This window comes from Salinispora pacifica DSM 45544, assembly GCF_000378845.1.
Taxonomy (GTDB): Bacteria; Actinomycetota; Actinomycetes; order Mycobacteriales; family Micromonosporaceae; genus Micromonospora; species Micromonospora pacifica.
Genome location: NZ_KB905359.1, coordinates 4,724,107 through 4,745,677, shown reverse-complemented (window position 1 = coordinate 4,745,677; position 21,571 = coordinate 4,724,107). Strand labels below are relative to the sequence as shown.

Sequence of the window (21,571 nt, the reverse complement as noted above, 5' to 3'; positions counted from 1 at the left end):
TCACCCATTCTCCGATACCCGACCGGCGGGTGGTACGGCACCCGTGCGCCTTGCTCACCCCGCACAATTCAACTACCGTTGAGTTAAACAGTCGATCTTCTACCCGGAGGTGCGCGATGCAGGACGCCATCGCCCTTCGTGACCTGGTTGTCGACCGGGGCGGGCGACGGGTGCTATCCGGAATCAACGCCACCGTGCCGTGCGGGACGGTGACCGGCCTGCTCGGGCCGAGCGGCAGCGGAAAGACCACACTCCTGCGGGCACTGGTCGGGGTGCAGGTCGTCACCGCTGGCGCGGTCACCGTCCTGGGCCACCCGGCCGGTGCCGCACAGCTACGCCGCCGAGTCGGCTACCTGACCCAGACGCCGAGCGTCTACGCGGACCTGACCGTCCGGGAAAACGCCCGCTACTTCGCCGCCCTACAGGGGCGAGGCGCCGCCCAGGCCGACCAGGCCGTGGCCGACGTCGGGCTGCGGGCAGCCGCCGGCCAGCTGGTCGCCACCCTCTCCGGCGGGCAGCGCAGCCGCGCCGCACTGGCCTGCACGCTGGTCGGCGACCCCGAGTTGCTCGTGCTCGACGAGCCGACCGTCGGTCAGGATCCGGTGCTACGAGCGGAGCTCTGGGCCCGGTTCCACGCGCTGGCCGCGGCCGGCACTACCCTGCTCATCTCCAGCCACGTGATGGACGAGGCCGCCCGCTGCGACCGACTCCTGCTGATTCGCGAAGGGCGGCTGATCGCGAACGACACACCAGCAGCGGTACGCGCGGCGACCGGCGTGGACGACCTGGAGGAGGCGTTCCTACGAATGATCCAGGCAGTCGAGGCCGGTACGGCCGGGCAGGAGGCGTCGTGAACCCCCGGATCCTCGCCGCCACCACCGGCCGCATCCTGCGCCAACTGCGTCATGACCGGCGCACGGTCGCGCTGCTCGTGGTCGTGCCGGCGGCGCTGCTCACCGTGGTCTACTACATGTACGTCGACCAGCCGACACCGCCCGGCCAGCCGGCGCCGTTCGATCGGATCGCGCTGGTGCTGCTGGGGTTCTTCCCCTTCATCATCATGTTCCTGGTGACCAGCATCGCGATGCTTCGCGAACGCACCAGCGGCACGCTGGAACGGCTGCTCACCACCCCGTTGGGCAAACTCGACCTGCTCTTCGGGTACGGCATCGCGTTCGGCCTGGCCGCCGTGGTGCAGGCGGCGGTCGCCGCCGCGGTGGCCTACTGGCTGTTCGATCTCGACACCGCCGGTAGCAGCGGGCTGGTCATCCTGATCGCGGCGGTCAACGCCGTGCTCGCGGTCGCGCTCGGGCTCCTCTGCAGTGCCTTCGCCCGAACCGAGTTCCAGGCCGTACAGTTCATGCCGGTCGTGGTCGCCCCACAGCTACTGCTCTGCGGGCTCTTCGTCCCCCGCACCGAGATGGCCGGCTGGCTCCAGGCGGTCAGCGACGTCCTGCCCCTGTCGTACTCGGTCGAGGCGTTGCAGGAAATCGGCTCGAACGCCGAACCGACCGCAACGATGTGGCGCGACCTTGCGATCGTGGGCGGCGCCGCGGTGCTGGCGCTGGTACTCGCCGCCGCCACCCTGCGACGACGCAGCGGCTGACCCGGCGACGGCGACGAGCGAAGGACGACGATGGCGCGGCGGATCGGACGGCGACCCGGCAACCCGGACACCCGGGCGACGATCCTGGCGGCGGCCCGGACCACCTTCGCCGAACGGGGCTTCGACCAAGCCTCCATCCGCGCCATCGCCGCCACCGCCGGCGTGGATCCGGCGCTGGTGCACCACTATTTCGGCAGTAAGGACAAACTCTTCCTCGCCGCGATGAACGCCCCGGCCGACCCGGCCAAGGTGGTGCCGACGATACTCGCCGGGGACCCGGACCAGATCGGAGAACGGCTGGTCGGCGCCTTCCTCAGCATCTGGGACTCCCCCGCCGGTACCCCCGCGGTGGCGCTGCTGCGCTCGGCGGTCAGCAACGAGTGGACCGCTCGGCTGCTGCGCGAATTCCTCACCACGCAGGTACTGCGCCCGGTCCTCGACCACCTCGACGTGGACCCGGCGCAGGCACCGCTGCGCGGGTCGCTGGTGGCCAGCCAACTCTTCGGCCTGGCGATGGCGCGCCACGTGCTCCGGCTCGAACCAATCGCCACCGCTGCCCCCGAAACACTCATCAGCTCCGTCGGCCCCACCATGCAGCGCTATCTCACCGCCCCGCTGGAGGGCCAGCCACCCCACCGGCGGAGCCGGGTCACCCCGCCGGAGGGCTGAGGCTCGGCTCGCCCCGCCGCAGTCACCGGGTCTGCTCCAGCCACGAGGCGTAGAGCTGCCCGTACACCGACTCGACGTCGCGGACCAACTCCTCGTGCGCACCCCGCTGCACGATCCGCCCTCGATCCACCACGATCACCTCGTCGGCCGCCTGTGCCGTGGAGAGCCGGTGTGCGATGGCGAGCGTGGTCCGGCCCCGGGTCACCGCGTCCAGGGTGCGCTGCAGACGCACCTCGGTCGCCGGATCGACCGCGCTGGTGGCCTCGTCGAGCACCAGCAGATCCGGGTCGGCGACGTACGCGCGGGCGAGCGCGACCAACTGCCGCTCGCCCACACTCAACGCCTCACCACGCTCCCCCACCGGGGTGTCCAGGCCCGCCGGGAGACTGTCCAGCCAGTCCGCCAGCCCCAGCTCCACGAAGGTGGCGGTGAGCTGCGCGTCGGTGAGGTCCGGTCGGGCGAAACGGACGTTGTCTGCGACCGTGGCATCGAAGAGGAACCCGTCCTGCGGGACCATCACCACCCGCGAACGCAGCGAGCCGAACCGCACCTCCCGCAACGGCACCCCAGAAAGCAGCACGTCCCCCTCGGTCGGATCCATCAGCCGGGTGAGCAGCTTCGCGAACGTCGTCTTCCCGCTGCCGGTCTCACCGACCACCGCCACCCGGCTCTTCGCCGGAATCTCCACCGAGATGTCGTGCAGAACCGGTGCGCCGCCCGGATAGGCGAAACCCACCCCGACGAAGCGGATATCCAGCGGACCCGGCGGAAGCTCCCGCCCCGACTCGCCGGGGTCCGCGACATCCGGCTCGACATCCAACACGTCGAGTACCCGTCGCCAGCCGGCGATCGCGTTCTGCGCCTCGTTGAGTACCTCGGTGGCGATCTGCACCGGCTGCACGAAGAGGGTCACCAGGAACAGGAACGCGGTCACCTCACCGACGCTCAACGTACGGTCGGCGCCGAGCAGCACACCCAACACCACCACGCCGGCCAACGCCAACCCGGCCGCGATCTCCCCGACCGAGCTACCCAGGATGCTGATCCGGATAGCCCGCTGCTGGGCCCGCCGCTGGCTGTCGATCGCCTCGTCCAACCGGCGCCCGGTGCGCCCGGAAATGCCGTACGCCCGGATCACCGACGCGCCCACCACGCTCTCGGCGATCGCGCCGAGCAGTGCGCCGGTGCGCTGCCGTACCACCCCGTACGCGCCGGCGAGCCGCCGCTGGATCAGCCGGATCACGAACACCGCCGGGCCGAACGCCGCGTACACCACCAGGGTCAGTTGCCAGGAGTACGTGAGCATGACCGCGGTGGTGACCACCAGCTGACCGAGGTTGATCAGCAGGATCACACCGCCCCACTGGAGGAACTGGGTGATCTGGTCGACGTCGCTGGTCACCCGGGACACCAACGACCCACGCCGCTCGGACTGCTGGTGCAGCATCGACAGGTCGTGGACATGTCGGAAGGCCCGCACCCGAACGTTGGAGAGGGCGGTCTCGCTGACCGTGAACAACCGCCGCATCATGAGGTAGCCACAGGTCGTGGTCACCACGAGCACCGCCGTGGTGACGGTCACCACCGTCCAGACCACATCCAGGCGGAGGCCGCCGGCGATACCGTTGTCGATGCCCTGCTGCACCGCCACCGGCACGGCCGCCCGACCAACCATGTAGACCAGCGCCAGGCCGAGCGTGCCCGCCAACCCGACCCGCAACTCCGGGGAGAGCGCCAAGCCCCGCCGCAGCGTCCGCCAGGTCGACTCAGCCGCCGCCTCCGGCGCCATGGTGCCACTACTCACTGATCCACCCTCCGCTCGCGACTGCGGGGCTCGCAAGCTCACTCCTCGCACTCACCAGTCCACCCTCCGCTCGCGACCGCCTCACCGGTCCACCTCCAGTTCGAGGCCGGTTGTCAGCGGCGGCGGGACCTCCTCGTACCCCTGCTGTTTGGCCTGCTCCACGTCGGCCTGCTCGTAGGCGGTGACCAGGTCGGCGTAGCCGGGCACGGTGGCGAGCAGGTCGGTGTGCGTGCCCCGGGCCACCACCCGCCCGTGCTCCAGGTAGACCACCTCGTCGGCGAGGGCAATGGTCGCCCGCCGGTAGGCGACCACGAGGATCGACGTCGCCGCGCTCCCCGGCTCCGCGGCGCGCAGCCCGGCCAGGATCGCCGCCTCCACCCGCGGATCGACCGCGCTGGTCGCGTCATCCAGCACCAACAGACGCGGCCGACCGACGAGGGCTCGGGCCAGGGTGAGCCGCTGCCGCTGCCCCCCGGACAGCGACGTGCCCCGCTCGCCGACCCGCGTGTCCAGGCCCTCCGGGAGAGCCGCGACGAAGCCATCCGCTCCCGCCAACCGCAACGCCGCCCAGACCTGGTCATCACCGAGGCCGGGCCGGTCCAGGGTGATGTTCGCCCGCACCGAGTCGTCAAAGACGAACGGCACCTGCGCCACGAGCGCGACGGTACGGGCCAGCGAGTCCGCGGTGAGGTCGCGTACGTCCATCCCGTCGATCTCGACGGCGCCCGCACGCGGGTCGACCAACCGAACAGCGAGCGAGGCGATGGTGGACTTCCCCGCGCCGGTCGGCCCGACCAGGGCGACCGTCCGCCCCGCCGGCACGGTGAAACCGACCTCACCCAGCACCTCGGCGCCGGGCAGGTGCGCCTCGGCCGGCTCGTACGCGAAGTGGACGTCACGGAAGGTGAGCGTTGCCGGGCCGGCGTCGGCGGAGTCGAACGACATCGGGCCGTACGGCATCTCGCCGGTGGCGTCGAGTACCCGCCGGACCCGTTCCCAGCCGGCGACGCTACGCGGCAGTTCGGCCAGGACCCAGCCGATCGCCCGCACCGGGAACGCCAGCACGGTGAAGAGGAAGGCGACGCTGACCAGCTCGGCCACACTGATCGCGCCCTGCCGCAACCGGAGGGTGCCGACGACCAGCACGGCGAGCGTCCCGAGGCCGGGCAGGGTCTCCAGCATGGGATCGAAGACGCCGCGCAGCCGGCCCACGGACACCAGCGCGTCCCGCAGGTCGCGGGCGCGCGCGGCGAACCGCTCAGTCTCCTGCGCCTCCCGGCCCATCGTCTTGACCACCAGCGCGCCGTCGAAGCTCTCGTGGGCGATACCGCTGACCTCGGCCCGCAGCCGCTGGGCGCGGGCCTGCCGGGGGGCCATCCGGCGGGAGTAGACGACGTTGAGCGCGAAGAGCGCCGGGAAGACACCCAACCCGACCAGGGCGAGCGCCCAGTCGGTGACGAAGAGTGAGACCACCGCACCGACCAACATCACCAGCGTGCCCACGGCGAAGGGCAGCGGGGCCACCGGGTGCCACGCGGCCTCGACGTCGGAGTTCGCGTTGGACAGCAGGGTGCCGGTGGCGTTGCGCTGGTGCCAGGAGAGCGGCAGGTCAAGATAGCGGCGGGTGACCCGACGACGGTAGGCGGCCTGGAGCCGAAACTGCATGTAGCCGGCGCCGAGTCGACGACCGAGGATGCCGACCACCCGCAGCACGCTGAGCCCGAACAGCGCGGCGGCGGCCAGGGCAAGCGCGGCGGTGGGCACCGAGCCCTCGGCGATCGCCGGTACGACCACGTCGCCGACCACCGCACCCACCACGTACGCGCTGGTGACGACCAGCAGCCCGAAGAGCACACTGGAGCTCGCCGCGACCGCGAAGATCCTGGGTTGTTCCCGAATCGCCCGACCGAGGACGACCAGCCCTCGCCAGAGCACGTCCCGACTCGTTCCGCTCGCCACGTTCTCCCCCGCCGTAAGTCGCCGCTGTCTCCCCCATCCTTACCTGCCGGAAGCAGGTCCGACGACTCGGAGGCCATTCTCATGCGGCGCGACCGAGGTATCCGGAGGTAATGGGCCTACCATCAAGGGATGCCGCAGTACGCCCGATCGGAGCGGAAGACGCTCGCCGACCTTATGCAGACGCTGGGACCGGACGCACCGACGCTCAACGCGGGTTGGACTACCCGGGACCTCGCCGCCCACCTGGTGTTGCGGGAACGCCGCCCGGACGCCGCCGCCGGCATCCTGTTGCCGCCGCTGCGCGGGCACGCCGAGCGGGTCCGCCAGAAGCTCGCCGCCCGCCCCTGGGCAAGCCTGGTTGACCAGGTACGACGGCCGCCGGTGTGGAGCCCGATCAGCAATCCGCTGCTCGACGGGGCGGTCAACACGATGGAGTTCTTCATCCACCACGAGGACGTTCGCCGGGCACAGGCCGACTGGCAGCCCCGCGACCTGCCCGCGGGGCTGCAACAGGCGCTGTGGCAGCGGGCAGCGGGACTGGCTCGGCTGACGCTGCGCCGTTTCCCAGCCGAAGTGCTGGTCCAAGCCCCGGGGTACGGGCAGCGAGCCGCCGGGCGGGGCGGCGAGCAGCTCCGGTTGGTGGGCGCCCCCAGCGAGTTGGTGCTCTTCCTGAGCGGACGGCAACGGGCGGCGCGGGTGCAGATCGACGGCCCGGCGGGCCCGGCCGACCGGCTGCGCGACGCCCAGTTGGGGCTGTGAAACGACCGCACGGTCGCAAAGTGCCACCGGCCAGCCGCGCCTGAACCGCCCGGACGGCGGGATTGTCCCGCCGTCCGGGCTGGCGATACCGGAGTGGTCACAGGTTCCGGCCGCGCCACTCGTCCTGCTTGGCCTCGGTTGCCAACTGTTCCCGCAGCGCCGTCTCACGGATCTGATGCCGGTTCGGCGCGTCCACAACGAACTGCACGATCAACAGCAACAGGCACACCGCCAACAGCAACACCAGGGCGAGCAGACCCGGCAGCCGGTGGGACAGCGGAATCAGTGGGAGAAGCAGCGCGACCGCGGTGACCGGCGGCCAGCGGAGTTTGCGGGGTGCCACGGCGCCCAACGCAATCAGGGTGACCAGGTAGATGATCACACCGCCGTAGAGGCTCAGCGCCTCAATGACCGGCAGGGGTAGCCCCCAAGCCGGTGTCTGCGGATCCGCCAGGTCATGCAGCAGCCGCTTCAGGGCCAGGGCGAACAGGATGATCCCCGCCACCAGCGGCAGATGCAGATAGGTGTAGGCGTAGCGGGCGAGTCTGCGCCGCGCATCCGGATCCTGGGTCCGGTACAGGGCGTGCTCCATCCCGACCGCGAGACTGTCGAAGTACGCCCACCACAGCACGGCGATGATGGCGATACCCACCACCGCCGCCAGCACAACTGGCGCGGTCAGCGGCAGGCTGTCGGCGGCCAGGTTCGGTCCGAGCCCCAGCGAGATGATCGACTCCCCCAGGGCGATCAACACGATCAAGCCGTACCGTTCCGCCCAGTGCGCGGCGGAGGTCACCGTCCCCCGCACACCCAGGCCCGCGCCGTACTCGACACCGATCGCGGCGATCCAGAGCGTGAGCCGGAGCAGCCGCTCGGCGTCGCCCTGGAGGAGGTGCTGCGGCACCAACGCGGCGGCGACCAACAGGGCGGTGGCGGTCAACGCCGGCGCGAGCAGCAGCAGCCAGCGCCGACGCAACTTCGGATTTGACCGCGCCACCCAGCCGAAGACACCCACCTGGAGCACCCGCACAAGGCAGTAGCAGGCAGCGAAGAGCAGCGGACCGGCCAGGCCCTCGGGTGTCGTCACGAACGCCGACGGGCTACTCAGCGCGAGTACGAAGACCGCTGCCGTGGTGACGAACCCGACCAGCGGGACGCTGCCCTGATCAACGCGGATCACGTTGCCGAGGGCGGCGAAGCCCACCCAGCACCACCAGAGCAACGCCAGCACCAGCAGAGACCGCAGGAGGACAGGCACGTTGAGGTCAACGGCGGCCAGCTCAGTGACGTTGAGAAACGCGAATACGAAGACCAGATCGTAGAAGAGCTCGAGGCGGGTGGTCCGGGAGCCGGGCGCGCCCGGCTGAATCGCCGGCGACCAGCGGACCCGGCTCTCGCGCTCCACCCGGCCAGTCTCCCAGCGGGACCGGCTGCCGCGGGCGACTTCCGCCGGCGCTACCCGATTCAGGCGATGACCGCCGGCTCCGACCACTGCGGCCGGCCGGCGCGGTCCAGGTCGTAGCGGACGGCCGCGATCCGGCTAACCGCCTCCACCAACTCCGCGCCGGGCAGGGTGAACGGCAACCGCAGGAAGCGCTCCAGCGTCCCGTCCAGACCGAACCGGGGGCCGGGGGCGAGGCGGACGCCCGCCTGCTCGGCGGCGCGGGCGAGTGCGCTGGAGACCGGACCGTCGAGCTCCGCCCAGAGGGTTACTCCGCCGTGCGGCACGGTCACCCGCCACTCGGGCAGGCGCTCGGCGAGGGCACCGAGCAGGACGTCCCGCTGGGCGGTGAGCTGGGCTCGCCGGGCCGCCACGATCGCCGGCCGCTGCGCCAGCAGGTGGACGGCGACCAGTTGGTCCAGTACCGGACTCGCCATGTCCACCCCGACTCGGACGGCGGCGAGCCGCTGCACCTGTGGCGCGGAGGCACGGATCCAGCCGATCCGCAGCCCGCCCCAGTACGCCTTGCTCATCCCCCCGACGGTGAGCACCCGGGAGTGTCGGTCGAAGCTGGCCGTGGGCGGAGGCATCACCCCACCGGCCAAGGATAGGTCCACAAAGGATTCATCAATCACCAGTTCGGAACCGACGGCGTGAGCGGTGGCGACCACGCGCTCCCGCAGCTGGGCCGGCATCAGATGGCCGGTCGGGTTCTGAAAGTCGGGGATCAGGTAGGCCAGCTTGGGTCGCCCCTGACGGAGGGCGCCGAGCAGGAGCTCAGCGTCCCAACCGGGATAGTCCCGGGCGAGTCCGTGGGTGCTGATGCGGGCCCGCCGGGCGTGCAGCGCGGCCAGGGCGTTCGGGTAGCTGGGCGCCTCCACCAGGACGCCGCTACCCGGAGCGTGTGTGAGACGAAGCACCAGGTCCAGGGCGTGCTGGGTGCCATTGGTGACCATGACCTGCTCGGGTGAGGTGGGTAGGCCCCGTTCGTCGTACGTGCGGGCGATGGCCTCCCGCAGTTCGCTGATACCGGTCGGGTGGTAGCCCGCCCCACCCAGGTAGCGGGGCAGGTCTGCGGCGGCGGCTTGGGCGGCCGGCAGCAGCTCAGGCGGGGCGGCCAGGGCCGCAACGCCAAGATCGAGCATCTCGCGATCGTCCAGCGGAGTCCACAGGCCGCTCCCCGCCATCCGATGGTTGCCGGGGAGCATGGTCCAGCTGCCGGCACCGCGCCGGCTGGCGAGGTGGCCGCTGTCCCGGAGTTCCCGATACGCCGCGGTGACCGTGGTGCGGCTGATCCGCAGCGCCTCGGCCAGCTCGCGCTCGGCCGGCAGGCGGGCGCCCAGCGGAAGCCGCCCGTCGGCGAGCAGCCCCCGGACGGCGGCGGCCAGTGCCGCGTAGTCGGGGCTGCGCCGGCGACCGGGGAGCGCATGCCACTGGCCGAGCAGCCGGGTTAATTGGTTTCCACGTATCTGACTCGCCATGGGGGCCACTCCACCATAATTGGCTCTACTGGTTGCCTAATTGGTTACTAGATTGGCATGCGTGCAACAGATTGGCAATCTCAGCTACCGGCCCGCGCGACGGCTGACCCAGCTCTACGCTGGACTCGGCCTCTACGGCGTGAGCATGGCCCTGTTAATCCGCTCCGGCCTCGGCCTGGACCCCTGGGACGTCTTCCACCAAGGGATCGCCGGGCACACCGGGCTCTCTTTCGGCACGGTGACCATCGCAGTCGGGGCGCTGGTGCTGCTGCTGTGGATCCCGCTACGGCAGCGGCCGGGCCTCGGCACGGTCAGCAATGTGGTGGTGGTCGGGCTCGTGGTGGACGCCACCCTCGCCCTACTACCGGCGGACCTGCCGCTCGCCACCCGAACCGCCCTACTCGTCGGCGGGATCGTCGCCAACGGCACGGCGAGCGGGCTCTATCTCGGCTCCCGGCTCGGCCCCGGCCCCCGCGACGGCCTGATGACCGGCTTCGTCGCCCGCCGGCCACGATTCTCGATCCGGCTCGTCCGCACCACCATCGAGGTCGCCGTACTGGGGCTGGGCTGGCTGCTCGGCGGCGCGGTCGGCCCCGGCACGGTGGCGTATGCCCTGACCATCGGCCCGCTGACCCAGTTCGTGCTGCCCCGCGTGACGGTCCCTCCTCCGCCCAACCCCACCCCAGTCCCGGCTCCCGGTTGAACCGTGTGCTTCCGCGCACCGTCCCCGTCCCGCCGCCCCCCGGCGGCTGTCCGGCTCACCGCTAGCGACGCAAAGGACGACCCGTTGTAGTCCAAAGGGAGGAGGTGTTTCCTTTCCGGCGCGGGATCGGCACAATCTGGCCATGGGGGAGAGACAGTGGCAGTGGACGGATGCGTGGATCTTCGTTTCGTTGGTGATCGCACATGGCGCCGGCCGGCACCGCCGAGCAGCGTCCAGCCGGCGGCCGTTAGGGGTTCGGCTCACCGATGTTCTCTCTACCGCCGACCACCTCAACCGCGCGATCCCCGAACGGCATGAGGTCGAGGTGGCGGTCCGCCGGTTGGTCGGCACCGGCCTGGTCAGTGTCACCGACGGCTGGTTCCGGATCACACCGGAGGGGGAACGGCTCTGGCGCACCCGTCCCCACGCCGGCCTGGCCACCACAGTCGACACCGTGCAGGACGTGTTGAGCCGTCGGCACACCCCGGGCGACGCGGACTGGCAGCTCGACGAGGCCGAGCACGCGGCGGCGGTCCAGGAGTACGCGGTACGTTCCATCCCGACGCGACGACAATCTTCGCGGCATCACGCCCGCCGGGACTGACCGACGCAGCCCGCCCACCCACCGGCGAGGCGGCTCAGCAGACCAGGTGACCACCCTCGCGCAGCGCGTCCTTGACTTCACCGACGGTGAGTTGGCCGAAGTGGAAGACGCTCGCGGCGAGCACCGCGTCGGCGCCGGCGTCGATCGCCGGCGGGAAGTGACCCGCCTCCCCCGCGCCCCCGCTGGCGACCACCGGCACGTTGACCCTCTCCCGCACCGTGCGAATCAGCTCCAGGTCAAACCCGGTCTTGGTGCCGTCGGCGTCCATCGAGTTGAGCAGGATCTCACCCGCGCCCAGCTCGGCGCCGCGCCGCGCCCAGTCGATGGCATCGATGCCGGTACCACGCCGGCCGCCGTGCGTGGTCACCTCGAACCCGCTGGTCGTGGTGGCGGAGGGGGCGCGCCGCACGTCGAGGGAGAGCACCAGCACCTGCCGGCCGAACCGCTCCGCGACCTCAGCGATCAGCTCGGGGCGGGTGATCGCGGCGGTGTTCACGCCGACCTTGTCCGCCCCCGCGCGCAGCAGCGCGTCAACGTCGCTGACCTGCCGCACCCCGCCACCGACGGTGAGCGGAATAAAGACTGACTCCGCGGTACGGCGGACCACATCCAGCATCGTGCCGCGGTCGCTCACCGAGGCGGTGACATCCAGGAACGTCAGCTCATCAGCGCCCGCCCGATGGTACGCCGCGGCCCGCTCCACCGGGTCACCCGCGTCCCGCAGGTTACGGAAGTTGACGCCTTTGACCACCCGCCCGGCGTCCACGTCGAGGCAGGGAATCACGCGTACGGCCAGGGACATGCCGCCAGCCTAGCCAACGCGATCAGCCGGTGGCCATCGTGTGCGGCCGGCCACCGGCGGATCGCGTTGCGGAAGATGCGTCCCTACCGCCGAGGCGCGGCGGGACCCCGACTCACACCCGGACCAGCATCTTGCCGAGGTTCTCGCCGCGGAGCATGCCCAGGAAGGCCGCGGGGGCGTTCTCGATGCCGTCGATCATCGTCTCGTCGTAGCTGAGCTTCCCGTCGCGCAGCCAGCCGCCGACCTCCTGCACGAACTGCTCGCCCAACTGCCCGTAGTCGGAGACGATGAAGCCGCGCAGGGTGAGCCGCTTGCTGATGATCATTGCCAGGTTGCGCGGGGCGGCTGGCGGCTCGGTCGCGTTGTACTGCGCGATCATCCCGCAGATCGCGGCCCGGCCGTTCGGCCGCATCGCGCCGATCGCCGCCTCCAGGTGCTCGCCGCCCACGTTGTCGAAGTAGACGTCGATCCCGTCCGGCGCGGCGGCGCCGAGCGACTCTCGCACCGGGGCCTCGTGGTAGTCGAAGGCAGCGTCGAAGCCGAGCGCCCGCAGCCGCTCGACCTTGGCCGGCGAGCCGGCGCTGCCGACCACCCGACCGGCGCCGCGAAGCTTGGCGATCTGGCCAACCATGCTCCCCACCGCACCGGCCGCGCCGGAGACGAAGACGGTCTCCCCCGGCTGCATCGCGGCGACCTCGAGCAGTCCGGCGTATGCGGTGAGCCCAGTCATTCCCAGCACCCCGAGGTACGTGCTGACCGGGGCGAGGGCAGGATCGACCTTCCGGACGGTCGTCGCGTCCAGCAGCGCGTACTCCCGCCAGCCGAGCGAGTGGAGCACCGTGTCGCCGGGGGCGAAGTCGTCGGCCTCGCTCGCCACCACCGCACCGACCGCCCCACCGTCGAGCGGCGCGTCCAGCGCGTACGGCGGGACGTAGGAGGCGACATCATTCATCCGCCCCCGCATGTACGGGTCGACGGACATAAAGGTGTTCCGCACCACGATCTGCCCCGGACCCGGGGTGGGGATGTCGGTGGAGACCAACCGGAAGTTCTCCTCGGTCGGCCAACCCTGCGGCCGCGAGGCTAGTTGGATCTCGCGGTTTGCGGTCTTACTCATGGTCGCTACTGCTCCTTGTGTTGGTGGATCGTACTGGTAATCCGGTTGAGGGTGTCGCGTAGGACGACGAGATCGTCCGCGCCGAGCCCGGTCGCCTGGGCCAGTTGGCGGGGAAGGTCGGCCATCCGCCCACGCAGGGCCCGCCCCGCCGGGGTGAGCTCCACCACCACCCGTCGTTCGTCGGCCGCCGACCGCCGCCGGGTCACCAGGCCCGCCGCCTCCAGCCGCTTGAGCAGGGGGGAGAGCGTTCCGGAGTCCAACTGCAGCCGAGCGCCGAGGTCAGAGACGGTCGGCAGCTGCTCCTGCTCGCCCTCCCAGAGCACCAGCAGCACGAGGTACTGCGGATAGGTCAGCCCGAACTCGGCGAGGATGGGCCGATAGACATCGGCCATGGCGCGCGACGCGGTGTAGAGCGCGAAGCACACCTGCCGCCGCAACACCAGATCATCGGTCACCAGAAAAGCGTAGCCCACGGTTTAGTTGTGCACAACTAAACCGTGGGCTACGTCGCCCTCCTGGCTCAGAACCACCGGTACGAGGGACAACACACCCGGACGCTGGGCTGACGACGCCGGCGGGTGGCCAGCCCGGCAAGGGCGCCGGGTGAGATCAAGCGTCGGGTGCGATCAGGCGTCGGCCAGTGTCCGCAACGCCTCGGCCACGGTGAAGGCACCCGCATACAGCGCCTTGCCGGCGATTACCCCCTCCACCCCGACCGGCTCCAGAGCGGCCAGCGCACGCAGATCGGCCAGGGTCGAGACCCCACCGGACGCGATCACCGGTGCGCTGGTGCGGGCGCAGACCTCACGAAGCAGCTCCAGGTTCGGCCCGCGCATCGTGCCGTCCTTGGTGATGTCGGTGACCACGTACCGGGACGCGCCGGCCCGGTCCAGCCGCGCCAGCACCTCCCACAGGTCGCCGCCGTCCCGGGTCCAGCCCCGGGCGGAGAGGGTCTGCCCACGCACGTCGAGGCCGATCGCCACCCGGTCGCCGTACTCGCCGCAGACCCGATCGCACCACTGGGGATCCTCCAGCGCGGCGGTGCCGATATTGACCCGAGCGGCCCCGGTCGCCAGCGCGGCCCGCAACGACGCATCGTCCCGGACTCCGCCGGAGAGCTCCACCCGCACATCCAGGCTACGCACCACATCGGCGAGCAGCTCCGCGTTGGAGCCCCGGCCGAACGCCGCATCCAGGTCAACCAGGTGAATCCACTCCGCCCCGTCCCGCTGCCAGGCCAATGCGGCGTCGAAGGGATCACCGTAGGCGGTCTCGCTACCGGCGGCGCCCTGCACCAACCGGACCGCTTGCCCGTCAGCGACATCAACAGCGGGCAACAGGGTTAGGCTCACAGCAAAATCTCCTCGGATCAGGAACGGCGGTCCAGGGCGATCACCACGATCGCCGGCAGTACGAGCAGCAGGAGCGCGACCAGCCCGAACCGCAACGCAAGATCATCTACCAGGGTCCAGATCATCAGGATCACGGCCACCGTGGACAGCACGATCGCGGCGCGCTCACCTCGGGTCCGCCGGGGCAGCCGGCCGATCCGCCCCCGGCGTACCGTCGGAGTCAGCCGACGAAGCAGCGCCCGCCGCTCGGCTTGCCGGGCGAGCTGCCGCTGCCGCACCGCCCGCCGCTGCGCTGCCTCCGCCTCCCGAGCAGCCCGACGCCGCGCCCGCTCCTTGCTCACCGACGGCCCCCAGCAGCGTGGCCGGTCGCCGGCTGAACGCTCGACGAAAGCGTGCGCAACCAGTTGCGCAGCAGCGCGGCACCAGTATCGGCGGATTTCTCCGGATGGAACTGGACGGCGCTGAGTGGACCCCGCTCCACGGCCGCCACGAACTCCGCCCCGTGGTGGGCGGTGGTCACGGCGACACCGGCAGCGGCCAACGCGGCCACCCCGTCCGCCGCGTATGAGTGCACGAAGTAGAACCGGCTCTCGGCCAGGCCGGCGAAGAGCACCGAATCGGCCGGCGGAGCGACCGTGTTCCAGCCCATGTGCGGCAGCCGCGCAGCGGGGAGTTGACCCACCTGCCCGGGCAGCAACCCGAGACCATCGGTCACCACACCGTGCTCGGCACCGCGCTCGAAGAGCACCTGCATCCCGACGCAGATGCCGAGCACCGGGCGGCCGGCGGCGACCCGCTCAACAATCACCGGACCGGCGCCCAACGCCGCTATTCCCGCCATGCAGGCGGCGAAAGCCCCGACACCGGGGACCACCAGGCCGTCCGCCTCGGCAGCGGCGGCCAGATCGTCGGTCACCGTCACCTCCGCGCCGGCCGCCGCGAGGGCGCGCTCCACGGAGCGGAGATTCCCCGACCCGTGGTCCAGCACCACGACCCTGCTCACGAGCCCTCCCCCGGCAGCAACCACAGGCCCCCGGCAACCGCCGCCAACATGGCCAGCGCCGCGGTGGTGAGCACCGCGCCCCGCGGCACCCCCTGTCGGTGCAACGAGACCGCCCCGCCGACCAGCACCCCAGCCAGAATCAGCAGCAGGATCGGCAGCACCCCACCCATCAGCGCCACCCTCCACCCACGACCAGGACTTTCACAGCTTCCCCTTCGTGCTGGGCACCACGCCGGCAGTCCGCGGGTCCACGGCCGTCGCCTCGCGCAATGCCCGGGACACCGCCTTGAACTGGGCCTCCACCACGTGATGGGCGTCCGGATGTCCGCCCGGCCGGGCCGCCCGTAGCACGTCAACGTGCAGCGTGACCCGGGCCGACTGACCGAAGGACTCCCAGATGTGTCGGGTCATGCTCGTCGGGTAGACCGGTCCGATGTACGGGGCGAGCGACGGCTCGTCGTGCACGACGTACGGCCGACCCGAGAGGTCAACGGCGGCCCGGACCAACACCTCGTCCATCGGAACGGTAGCCGAGCCATACCGCCGGATGCCCGCCCGGTCACCCAGCGCGCGATCAACCGCGACGCCCAGCGCCAACGCCGTGTCCTCCATCGTGTGGTGCGCGTCGATGTGGAGGTCGCCGACGGTGTGCACGGTGAGATCAAACCCGCCATGCCGGGCGACCTGGTGCAGCATGTGGTCATAGAAGCCGATACCGGTCTCGATGTCGGCCTTGCCGCTACCGTCGAGGTCGACCTCGACGAGAACCTTGGTTTCCTTGGTGACCCGCTCAACCCGGGCGGTGCGACTCATGACGAAAGCTTCTCCACAGCGATTAGGAAGGCATCGGTCTCGGCGGGGGTGCCGGCGGTGACCCGCAGCCAGCCGGGCAGGCCGACATCGCGAACCAGTACCCCGGCGTCGAGCAGGACCTGCCAGGCGGCCCGTTGGTCCCCGCCGACCTCGAACAGCACAAAGTTGGCGTCGCTGTCGGCGACCCGGTGACCGCGGGCCCGGAGCTCGGTCACGATCCGGTCCCGCTGCACCCGGATCGCCGAGACAGTGCTCAGCAACTCGTCGCGATGCGCCAGGGCGGCCCGCGCCGCCGCCTGCGTCAGCGCCGACAGGTGGTAGGGCAGCCGGACGAGTTGCACGGCCGCCACCACCGCCGGGTCGGCGGCCAGGTAGCCCAGCCGGCCGCCGGCGAACCCGAACGCCTTGCTCATGGTGCGGGTCACCACCAGCCGGGGATGGTCGCTCAACAGCGACAGGGCGCTGACCGTGCCGGCCCGGGCAAACTCCGCGTACGCCTCGTCGACCACCACCATCCCCGGCGCCTCGGCCAGCACCGCCGTGACCACGGCCAGGTCCAGGACGGTGCCGGTGGGATTGTTCGGTGAGCAGAGAAAGACCACGTCCGGGCGGTGCTCACGGACCTGTGCCACCGCCGCGGCGACGGTCAGCCCGAAGTCGACGCCGCGCCGGGCCGGCGCCCACCGGGTGCCGGTGCCGAGCGCCAGCAGCGGATGCATCGAATACGCCGGCAGGAAACCGAGCGCGGTCCGTCCCGGCCCGCCGAAGACCTGGAGCAACTGCTGGTGGACCTCGTTGGAGCCATTGGCCGCCCAGATGTGGTCCAGGTTGAACCCGGCGCCCAGGTACGCCGCCAGGTCGCCACGGAGCGCCACCGCGTCCCGGTCCGGGTACCGGTTGAGGTCCCGCAGCTCGGCGGCGATCGCCCGGCCGATCGTCTCGGCCACCGCCTCCGGCACCGGGTACGAGTTCTCGTTCGTGTTCAGCCGAACCGAGGCATCCAGCTGCGGCGCCCCGTACGGGGTCAGCCCGCGCAGATCCGCCCGGATCGGCAGGTCGTCCCAGCTGGTCACGACGCTCCCTCCGGCAGCCGGGCGGTGACCGCCTGGCCGTGTGCCGGCAGGTCTTCCGCCGTCGCCAGGGCGACCACGTGCGGCGCCACATCCCGCAGCGCGTCCTGCGTGTACTCCACCAGGTGGACACCGCGCAGAAAGGACTGCACCGACAAGCCCGACGAGTGCCGGGCGCAGCCCCCGGTGGGCAGCACATGGTTGGAGCCGGCGCAGTAGTCGCCGAGCGACACCGGTGACCAGGCCCCGATGAAGATCGCTCCGGCGTTGCGCACCCGCAGCGCCCACTCGCGGGCACTCTCGGTCTGGACTTCCAGATGCTCGGCCGCATAGGCGTCCACCACCCGCAGCCCGGCCGCCAGGTCCGCGACGAGGACGACGCCGCTCTGCTCTCCGGTGAGCGCGGTGCTCACCCGCTCGGTGTGCCGGGTCGCCGGTACCTGCCGGGCCAACTCCCGGTCCACCGCGTCGGCCAGCTCCACCGACGGGGTGACCAGCACACTCGCCGCGAGCGGGTCGTGCTCGGCCTGGCTGATCAGGTCGGCGGCCACATGCACCGGGTCGGCGGTGTGGTCGGCCAAGATCGCGATCTCGGTGGGACCCGCCTCGGCGTCGATGCCCACCACACCCCGCAGCAACCGTTTGGCGGCGGTGACCCAGATATTGCCCGGCCCGGTGATCAGATCAACCGGCGGACAGAAGGCGGTGCTGTCCGGGTCAACCGCACTGCCGTGCGCGAGCATCGCCACCGCCTGCGCGCCGCCGACGGCGTACACCTCGGTCACCCCAAGCAGGGCGCAGGCGGCGAGTACCCGCGGGTCGGGCAGCCCGCCGTTGTCCTTCTGCGGTGGACTGGCCACAACCAGCTCACGTACCCCGGCCTCCTGCGCGGGCACCACGTTCATGACCACCGTTGACGGGTACATCGCCAGACCACCGGGCACGTAGAGCCCGACCCGGTCAACCGGCACCCAGCGCTCGGTCACCGTGCCGCCCGGTACGACCTGCGTGGTGTGGTCGCTGCGACGCTGCGCGGCGTGCACCCGGCGGGCCCGGTTGATCGACTCCGACAACGCGGCGCGAACCCGCGGGTCGAGCGTGCCCTCAGCCTCGGCTATCGCCTCCGCCGGGACCCGCAGCACCTCCGGCGAGACCCCGTCGAACCGCTCGCTCGCCGCCCGGATCGCCGGGTAGCCATGCTCCCGCACCGCCGCCACGAGCGGACGGATCTGCTCGACAGCCGCGGAGACGTCGAGCCGGGCACGGGGCAGCAGGCGGCGCGGGTCACGAACCCCGCCACGTAGGTCAATCCGGTGCAACACCCTTGCGAGTCTAGGCGGCTCGGGTCCGGGCTGACCGGCACCGCCCACACGGCGAGACGATGAGCCGAGACACACCCTCCGGAGCCGGATCGGGCTACCCTCGACCCGTGACTGCGCGGCTGCCGGTGTTCCCGCTCGGGACCGTTCTCTTCCCCGGTCTGGTGCTGCCGCTACACATCTTCGAAGACCGATACCGGGCCCTGGTGCGCCACCTACTCACCCTCCCGGAGCAGCGGCCACGCGAGTTCGGCGTGGTGGCGATCCGGACCGGTTGGGAGGTCGCTCCCACCGCGCCGGACGGCCGCCCGTTGCCCGACGCCGACGTCACGCTGCACGAGGTCGGCTGCACCGCCGAGCTGCGCCAGGTGACCGAGCTGCCGGACGGGGGCTACGACATCGTCACCGTGGGTCGGCAGCGGTTCCGGATAGACAGCGTCCACCGGGCCAGCGCGCCGTACCTGACTGCCGAGGTCGAGTGGTTGCCCGAGCCGCACCCCCCGGACCAGGCGGGAGAGCTGTCCGCCCGGGTGACCGCGGTCTTCCGCCAGTACCTGGGCCTGATCCGCGCCGAACCGGAGGAGGCCTCGGAGCAGCTCCCGGAGGACCCAACCGTCCTGTCGCACCTGGTCGCCGCGACGGCCGCGCTGACCCTCGCCGACCGACAGCGGCTACTCGCCATCGACGGCACCGCTGACCGGCTCCGCGCCGAGCTGCGACTGCTCACCCGCGAGGCGGCTCTGCTGCGCCGGGTCCGGGCGGTTCCGGTGCCGCTGAAGGAGCTGGCGTCTCCGCCGACGCCCAACTGACGCCCGGCCCGGTCGACCAGTCGGGTGTCGGCTCCGGGCGCAACGACGGCCAACGGGACCAGCCCGCCAGCAGGGTGTAGCCGACCGCCGCGCCAAACGCGGGCAGCAGCACGTTGCCGTACGGCACCGGCAGGGGACCCACCCACCTCACTCCCCCGGCTCGCAGTTGCGCGGGTTGTCCGAAGGTCTGCCCCTCCGCGGCGGTCGCCAACAGGTGCTCGAAGGTGGCCAGCCCCACCTGTTGGCCAACCTGCCAGGCGACCAGCGCCGCGCCCAGCGACCCCAGCACGGCGGCAGCCAGTCCGATCGGGCCCCGCGAGCGGCGCAGCAGGAACCAGAGGCCGACCGCGACCAGGACGCCGAAGCCGAGACCGAGCAGGCTGAACCAGCCGTCGGCAGCGATCGGCTGCTCCGGCTGCGACTCGCCGTAGACAGCACCCGACTCGGTCTGCAGCACCGGGGTGTCGGGGGCCAGCGTGGCCCAGAGCAACCCCAGCGGAACCCCGAGGATCATCACCCCGAACGCTCCCGCCGCCGCCCACCCGAGCTGCGGCCGGAGCCGTTGCCGCGGCGCCGCGGCAACGGACGGCGCCTCGTACCAGGTCAATGAGGCCGGTGGTACCGGCCCGACGGCCGAGGCACGATCTGGGTACGGCGACGTGCGGCCATCGCCCAGCGACTCGACGTACGGCGGTTCGGCCCCGGATCTGGGCCGGTCGGGGTCGGGGGTGTCCGCGCTCACCCGATGATCCTCTCAGGAGTGGCGGCGCCATGGGGCGCCGGTGGACGACACGCCACTCAGCGGGCGAACGGCTCCAGCATCACCGCGGCGGCGCTCAACCACGCCTCCCGGGTCGCCGGCTGGAGCTGGTGGTACTCGATTGACGAGCCGGACTCCAGGATCGGGTCATATGGCACCACAGTCACCGCCCGGGTCCGGGTAGCGAAGTGTCGTTCCAGGTCGGCCCGGAGCTCACTGTGCCCTGGGGTCGGGCACGAGATCAGGGTCACCGCGTTGTCAGCCAACTCCCCCATGCCCACCTCGTGTAGCAGGTCGAGCATCCAGTCCGCGCTGAACGCGGCGTCTTCCCGCGGCACCGTGGTGACCACAAGTTGGTCGGCGGCCTGCATGACGGTACGCCAGTTGGGGCTCTCCACGTTGTTGCCGGTGTCCACGCAGATCACGTCGTGGGTGCGGCGGAGCAGTTCCAGCACCCGCCGGACGGTGAACTGGTCCAGCCGTTGGGCGAACCGGGGACTCTCCTCACCCGCCAGCACGTCGTACGAGCCGTCTGAGGCGTGCCGGAGATAGTCGTCGAGCTGCTCCAGCAGCTGCGGCCCATCCTTGATCTCGATGTGCGCGAGGTCGCTGATCAGGTGCCGAATGGTACGGGCGTGCCGGGCACTGCCCGCACGCAGCCCGAGCGTGCCCCGTAGCTCGTTGTCGTCCCAGGCCAGTACGCCCCGGCCGCGTACGCTGCCGACGGTCGCGGCGGCCAGCACGGTCGCGGTGGTTTTGTGCACTCCACCCTTGGGGTTCGCGAACGCCAGCACCCGTGGGCCGCCGAGCTCCCCCCGGAGTACGTTTGCCGCGCGCTCCGATCCACTCCGCGCCGACTGCGGCCGCCACTCCAGTCGAGCGTAGCCCCGGCCTACCGCGGGCTGGTAAGCCGGCTCAGGCCGATACGCCGGCTCAGGCCGATACCCGGGATCAGCCGGGTGCGCCGGCTGAGTCCGGTAGCCGTTCGCTGCCGGCGGCGCATGCCGGTAGCCGTTGTCCAGCAGGGCATAGCGGGACGGCGCCGGCGCTGCCTCCGGTTCGGAGTAGCGGGGCTCCGGAGCCGGCGGCAGCGGGGCCCGGTAGCCCGGATCAGCCCCATACGCCGGATCGGCCGGTAATCCCCGCTCGGCCCGGTAAGCACCCCGGTGCCCCGCGTCCCGCGGATCGGCCCCGTAGGTTCGCGCCTCCGCGCCATACGACACCTCGGCGGGCGGCAAGCCCGAGCCCGGCACGTGCGACCCGACTGCCGGCACGCGGGCCGCGTAGCCGTTGCCGTCGGCCCGTCGGGGCAATGACTCGGCCTGAGCCGCATGCCCCGATCGGTCCGGCCCAGCTGGCTCCGCGGCACGGCTACCGAGCCTCGCCCGGTCGAGCAACGCCCGCCACCGCGGTGCCGGTTCGGCGGGCTGGCCCCAGCCGGTCTCGCTGCCCTCCACGGCTCGCCCTCCCAGCTCCATGCTGCCGCCCCGTCTGACAGGC

The 21,571-nt window shown here is 71.4% G+C and carries 23 protein-coding genes; 7 read left to right on the top strand and 16 right to left on the bottom strand.

What is annotated here, in order from left to right; genetic code table 11:
* The first annotated feature begins 116 nt into the window (after window positions 1-116).
* The 3 genes from SALPAC3_RS0121840 to SALPAC3_RS0121830 are packed head-to-tail and all read left to right on the top strand — an operon-like array spanning window position 117 to window position 2,275.
* A complete protein-coding gene (locus SALPAC3_RS0121840) occupies window positions 117-854 on the top strand; it encodes an ABC transporter ATP-binding protein (RefSeq protein ID WP_018223303.1) in 738 nt (245 codons plus the stop codon).
* On the top strand, window positions 851-1,606 hold the full coding sequence (locus SALPAC3_RS0121835; protein WP_018223302.1) for an ABC transporter permease: 756 nt from the start codon (window positions 851-853) through the stop codon (window positions 1,604-1,606). Before SALPAC3_RS0121840 ends, SALPAC3_RS0121835 begins: the two co-directional genes overlap by 4 nt.
* Window positions 1,607-1,636: 30 nt before the next feature.
* Window positions 1,637-2,275: a TetR/AcrR family transcriptional regulator gene (locus SALPAC3_RS0121830; RefSeq protein ID WP_018223301.1), complete on the top strand. Its 639-nt coding sequence runs from the start codon at window positions 1,637-1,639 to the stop codon at window positions 2,273-2,275.
* Between the two features lie 22 nt (window positions 2,276-2,297).
* Here the strand turns inward: SALPAC3_RS0121830 and SALPAC3_RS0121825 are convergent, their stop codons facing one another.
* A complete protein-coding gene (locus SALPAC3_RS0121825) occupies window positions 2,298-4,064 on the bottom strand; it encodes an ABC transporter ATP-binding protein (protein WP_018223300.1) in 1,767 nt (588 codons plus the stop codon).
* A 96-nt stretch (window positions 4,065-4,160) separates the two neighbouring features.
* Window positions 4,161-6,038: an ABC transporter ATP-binding protein gene (locus SALPAC3_RS0121820; RefSeq protein ID WP_050563706.1), complete on the bottom strand. Its 1,878-nt coding sequence runs from the start codon at window positions 6,036-6,038 to the stop codon at window positions 4,161-4,163.
* 129 nt (window positions 6,039-6,167) lie between these two features.
* Here SALPAC3_RS0121820 and SALPAC3_RS0121815 point away from each other — a divergent pair, with 129 nt between their 5' ends.
* Window positions 6,168-6,797, top strand: coding sequence for a TIGR03085 family metal-binding protein (locus SALPAC3_RS0121815; protein WP_018223298.1), 630 nt, complete (start codon window positions 6,168-6,170; stop codon window positions 6,795-6,797).
* A 97-nt stretch (window positions 6,798-6,894) separates the two neighbouring features.
* Here SALPAC3_RS0121815 and SALPAC3_RS0121810 read toward each other — a convergent pair whose 3' ends face one another.
* On the bottom strand, window positions 6,895-8,202 hold the full coding sequence (locus SALPAC3_RS0121810) for a low temperature requirement protein A (RefSeq protein ID WP_026185802.1): 1,308 nt from the start codon (window positions 8,200-8,202) through the stop codon (window positions 6,895-6,897).
* A 59-nt stretch (window positions 8,203-8,261) separates the two neighbouring features.
* Window positions 8,262-9,719: a MocR-like transcription factor YczR gene (yczR, locus tag SALPAC3_RS0121805; RefSeq protein ID WP_018223296.1), complete on the bottom strand. Its 1,458-nt coding sequence runs from the start codon at window positions 9,717-9,719 to the stop codon at window positions 8,262-8,264.
* A 61-nt stretch (window positions 9,720-9,780) separates the two neighbouring features.
* Between yczR and yczE the strand changes: the two genes are divergently transcribed.
* Window positions 9,781-10,422 carry a membrane protein YczE gene (yczE, locus tag SALPAC3_RS0121800; protein WP_018223295.1) on the top strand — a complete coding sequence of 214 codons (642 nt, stop codon included), beginning with the start codon at window positions 9,781-9,783 and terminating at the stop codon, window positions 10,420-10,422.
* 142 nt (window positions 10,423-10,564) lie between these two features.
* Entirely contained in the window at window positions 10,565-11,026 is a 462-nt protein-coding gene (locus tag SALPAC3_RS0121795) for a hypothetical protein (RefSeq protein ID WP_018223294.1), read from the top strand.
* A 34-nt stretch (window positions 11,027-11,060) separates the two neighbouring features.
* Here the strand turns inward: SALPAC3_RS0121795 and hisF are convergent, their stop codons facing one another.
* The 10 genes from hisF to hisD all read right to left on the bottom strand — a co-directional run bounded on the left by hisF (window position 11,061) and on the right by hisD (window position 18,505).
* Window positions 11,061-11,828: an imidazole glycerol phosphate synthase subunit HisF gene (gene hisF / locus SALPAC3_RS0121790; RefSeq protein WP_018223293.1), complete on the bottom strand. Its 768-nt coding sequence runs from the start codon at window positions 11,826-11,828 to the stop codon at window positions 11,061-11,063.
* A 112-nt stretch (window positions 11,829-11,940) separates the two neighbouring features.
* Window positions 11,941-12,945 (bottom strand): NADP-dependent oxidoreductase, encoded by a 1,005-nt coding sequence (locus SALPAC3_RS0121785; protein WP_018223292.1) that lies wholly within the window; start codon window positions 12,943-12,945, stop codon window positions 11,941-11,943.
* 5 nt (window positions 12,946-12,950) lie between these two features.
* Window positions 12,951-13,400, bottom strand: coding sequence for a MarR family winged helix-turn-helix transcriptional regulator (locus SALPAC3_RS0121780; RefSeq protein WP_026185801.1), 450 nt, complete (start codon window positions 13,398-13,400; stop codon window positions 12,951-12,953).
* A gap of 171 nt (window positions 13,401-13,571) precedes the next feature.
* On the bottom strand, window positions 13,572-14,297 hold the full coding sequence (gene priA, locus SALPAC3_RS0121775; RefSeq protein WP_018223290.1) for a bifunctional 1-(5-phosphoribosyl)-5-((5-phosphoribosylamino)methylideneamino)imidazole-4-carboxamide isomerase/phosphoribosylanthranilate isomerase PriA: 726 nt from the start codon (window positions 14,295-14,297) through the stop codon (window positions 13,572-13,574).
* Window positions 14,298-14,314: 17 nt separating this feature from the next.
* Entirely contained in the window at window positions 14,315-14,638 is a 324-nt protein-coding gene (locus SALPAC3_RS0121770; protein ID WP_018810901.1) for a hypothetical protein, read from the bottom strand.
* A complete protein-coding gene (hisH, locus tag SALPAC3_RS0121765) occupies window positions 14,635-15,300 on the bottom strand; it encodes an imidazole glycerol phosphate synthase subunit HisH (protein ID WP_018223288.1) in 666 nt (221 codons plus the stop codon). Before hisH ends, SALPAC3_RS0121770 begins: the two co-directional genes overlap by 4 nt.
* Complete coding sequence (locus tag SALPAC3_RS28445) at window positions 15,297-15,470, bottom strand: hypothetical protein (RefSeq protein ID WP_018223287.1); 174 nt, start codon at window positions 15,468-15,470, stop codon at window positions 15,297-15,299. Before SALPAC3_RS28445 ends, hisH begins: the two co-directional genes overlap by 4 nt.
* 31 nt (window positions 15,471-15,501) lie before the next feature.
* A complete protein-coding gene (gene hisB, locus SALPAC3_RS0121755; RefSeq protein WP_018223286.1) occupies window positions 15,502-16,113 on the bottom strand; it encodes an imidazoleglycerol-phosphate dehydratase HisB in 612 nt (203 codons plus the stop codon).
* Window positions 16,110-17,186 carry a histidinol-phosphate transaminase gene (locus SALPAC3_RS0121750; protein WP_018223285.1) on the bottom strand — a complete coding sequence of 359 codons (1,077 nt, stop codon included), beginning with the start codon at window positions 17,184-17,186 and terminating at the stop codon, window positions 16,110-16,112. Before SALPAC3_RS0121750 ends, hisB begins: the two co-directional genes overlap by 4 nt.
* Window positions 17,183-18,505 (bottom strand): histidinol dehydrogenase, encoded by a 1,323-nt coding sequence (hisD, locus tag SALPAC3_RS0121745; RefSeq protein WP_018223284.1) that lies wholly within the window; start codon window positions 18,503-18,505, stop codon window positions 17,183-17,185. The genes SALPAC3_RS0121750 and hisD overlap by 4 nt, the downstream gene beginning before the upstream one ends.
* Window positions 18,506-18,612: 107 nt before the next feature.
* Here hisD and SALPAC3_RS0121740 point away from each other — a divergent pair, with 107 nt between their 5' ends.
* Window positions 18,613-19,311, top strand: coding sequence for an LON peptidase substrate-binding domain-containing protein (locus tag SALPAC3_RS0121740; RefSeq protein ID WP_018223283.1), 699 nt, complete (start codon window positions 18,613-18,615; stop codon window positions 19,309-19,311).
* On the opposite strand, the gene SALPAC3_RS0121735 is transcribed toward SALPAC3_RS0121740, so the two are convergent.
* Complete coding sequence (locus SALPAC3_RS0121735) at window positions 19,226-20,053, bottom strand: DUF2567 domain-containing protein (RefSeq protein WP_018223282.1); 828 nt, start codon at window positions 20,051-20,053, stop codon at window positions 19,226-19,228. The two genes, SALPAC3_RS0121740 and SALPAC3_RS0121735, sit on opposite strands and share 86 nt — an antisense overlap.
* Before the next feature lie 56 nt (window positions 20,054-20,109).
* A complete protein-coding gene (locus SALPAC3_RS0121730) occupies window positions 20,110-21,549 on the bottom strand; it encodes an AAA family ATPase (protein ID WP_026185800.1) in 1,440 nt (479 codons plus the stop codon).
* Window positions 21,550-21,571 lie beyond the last annotated feature (22 nt).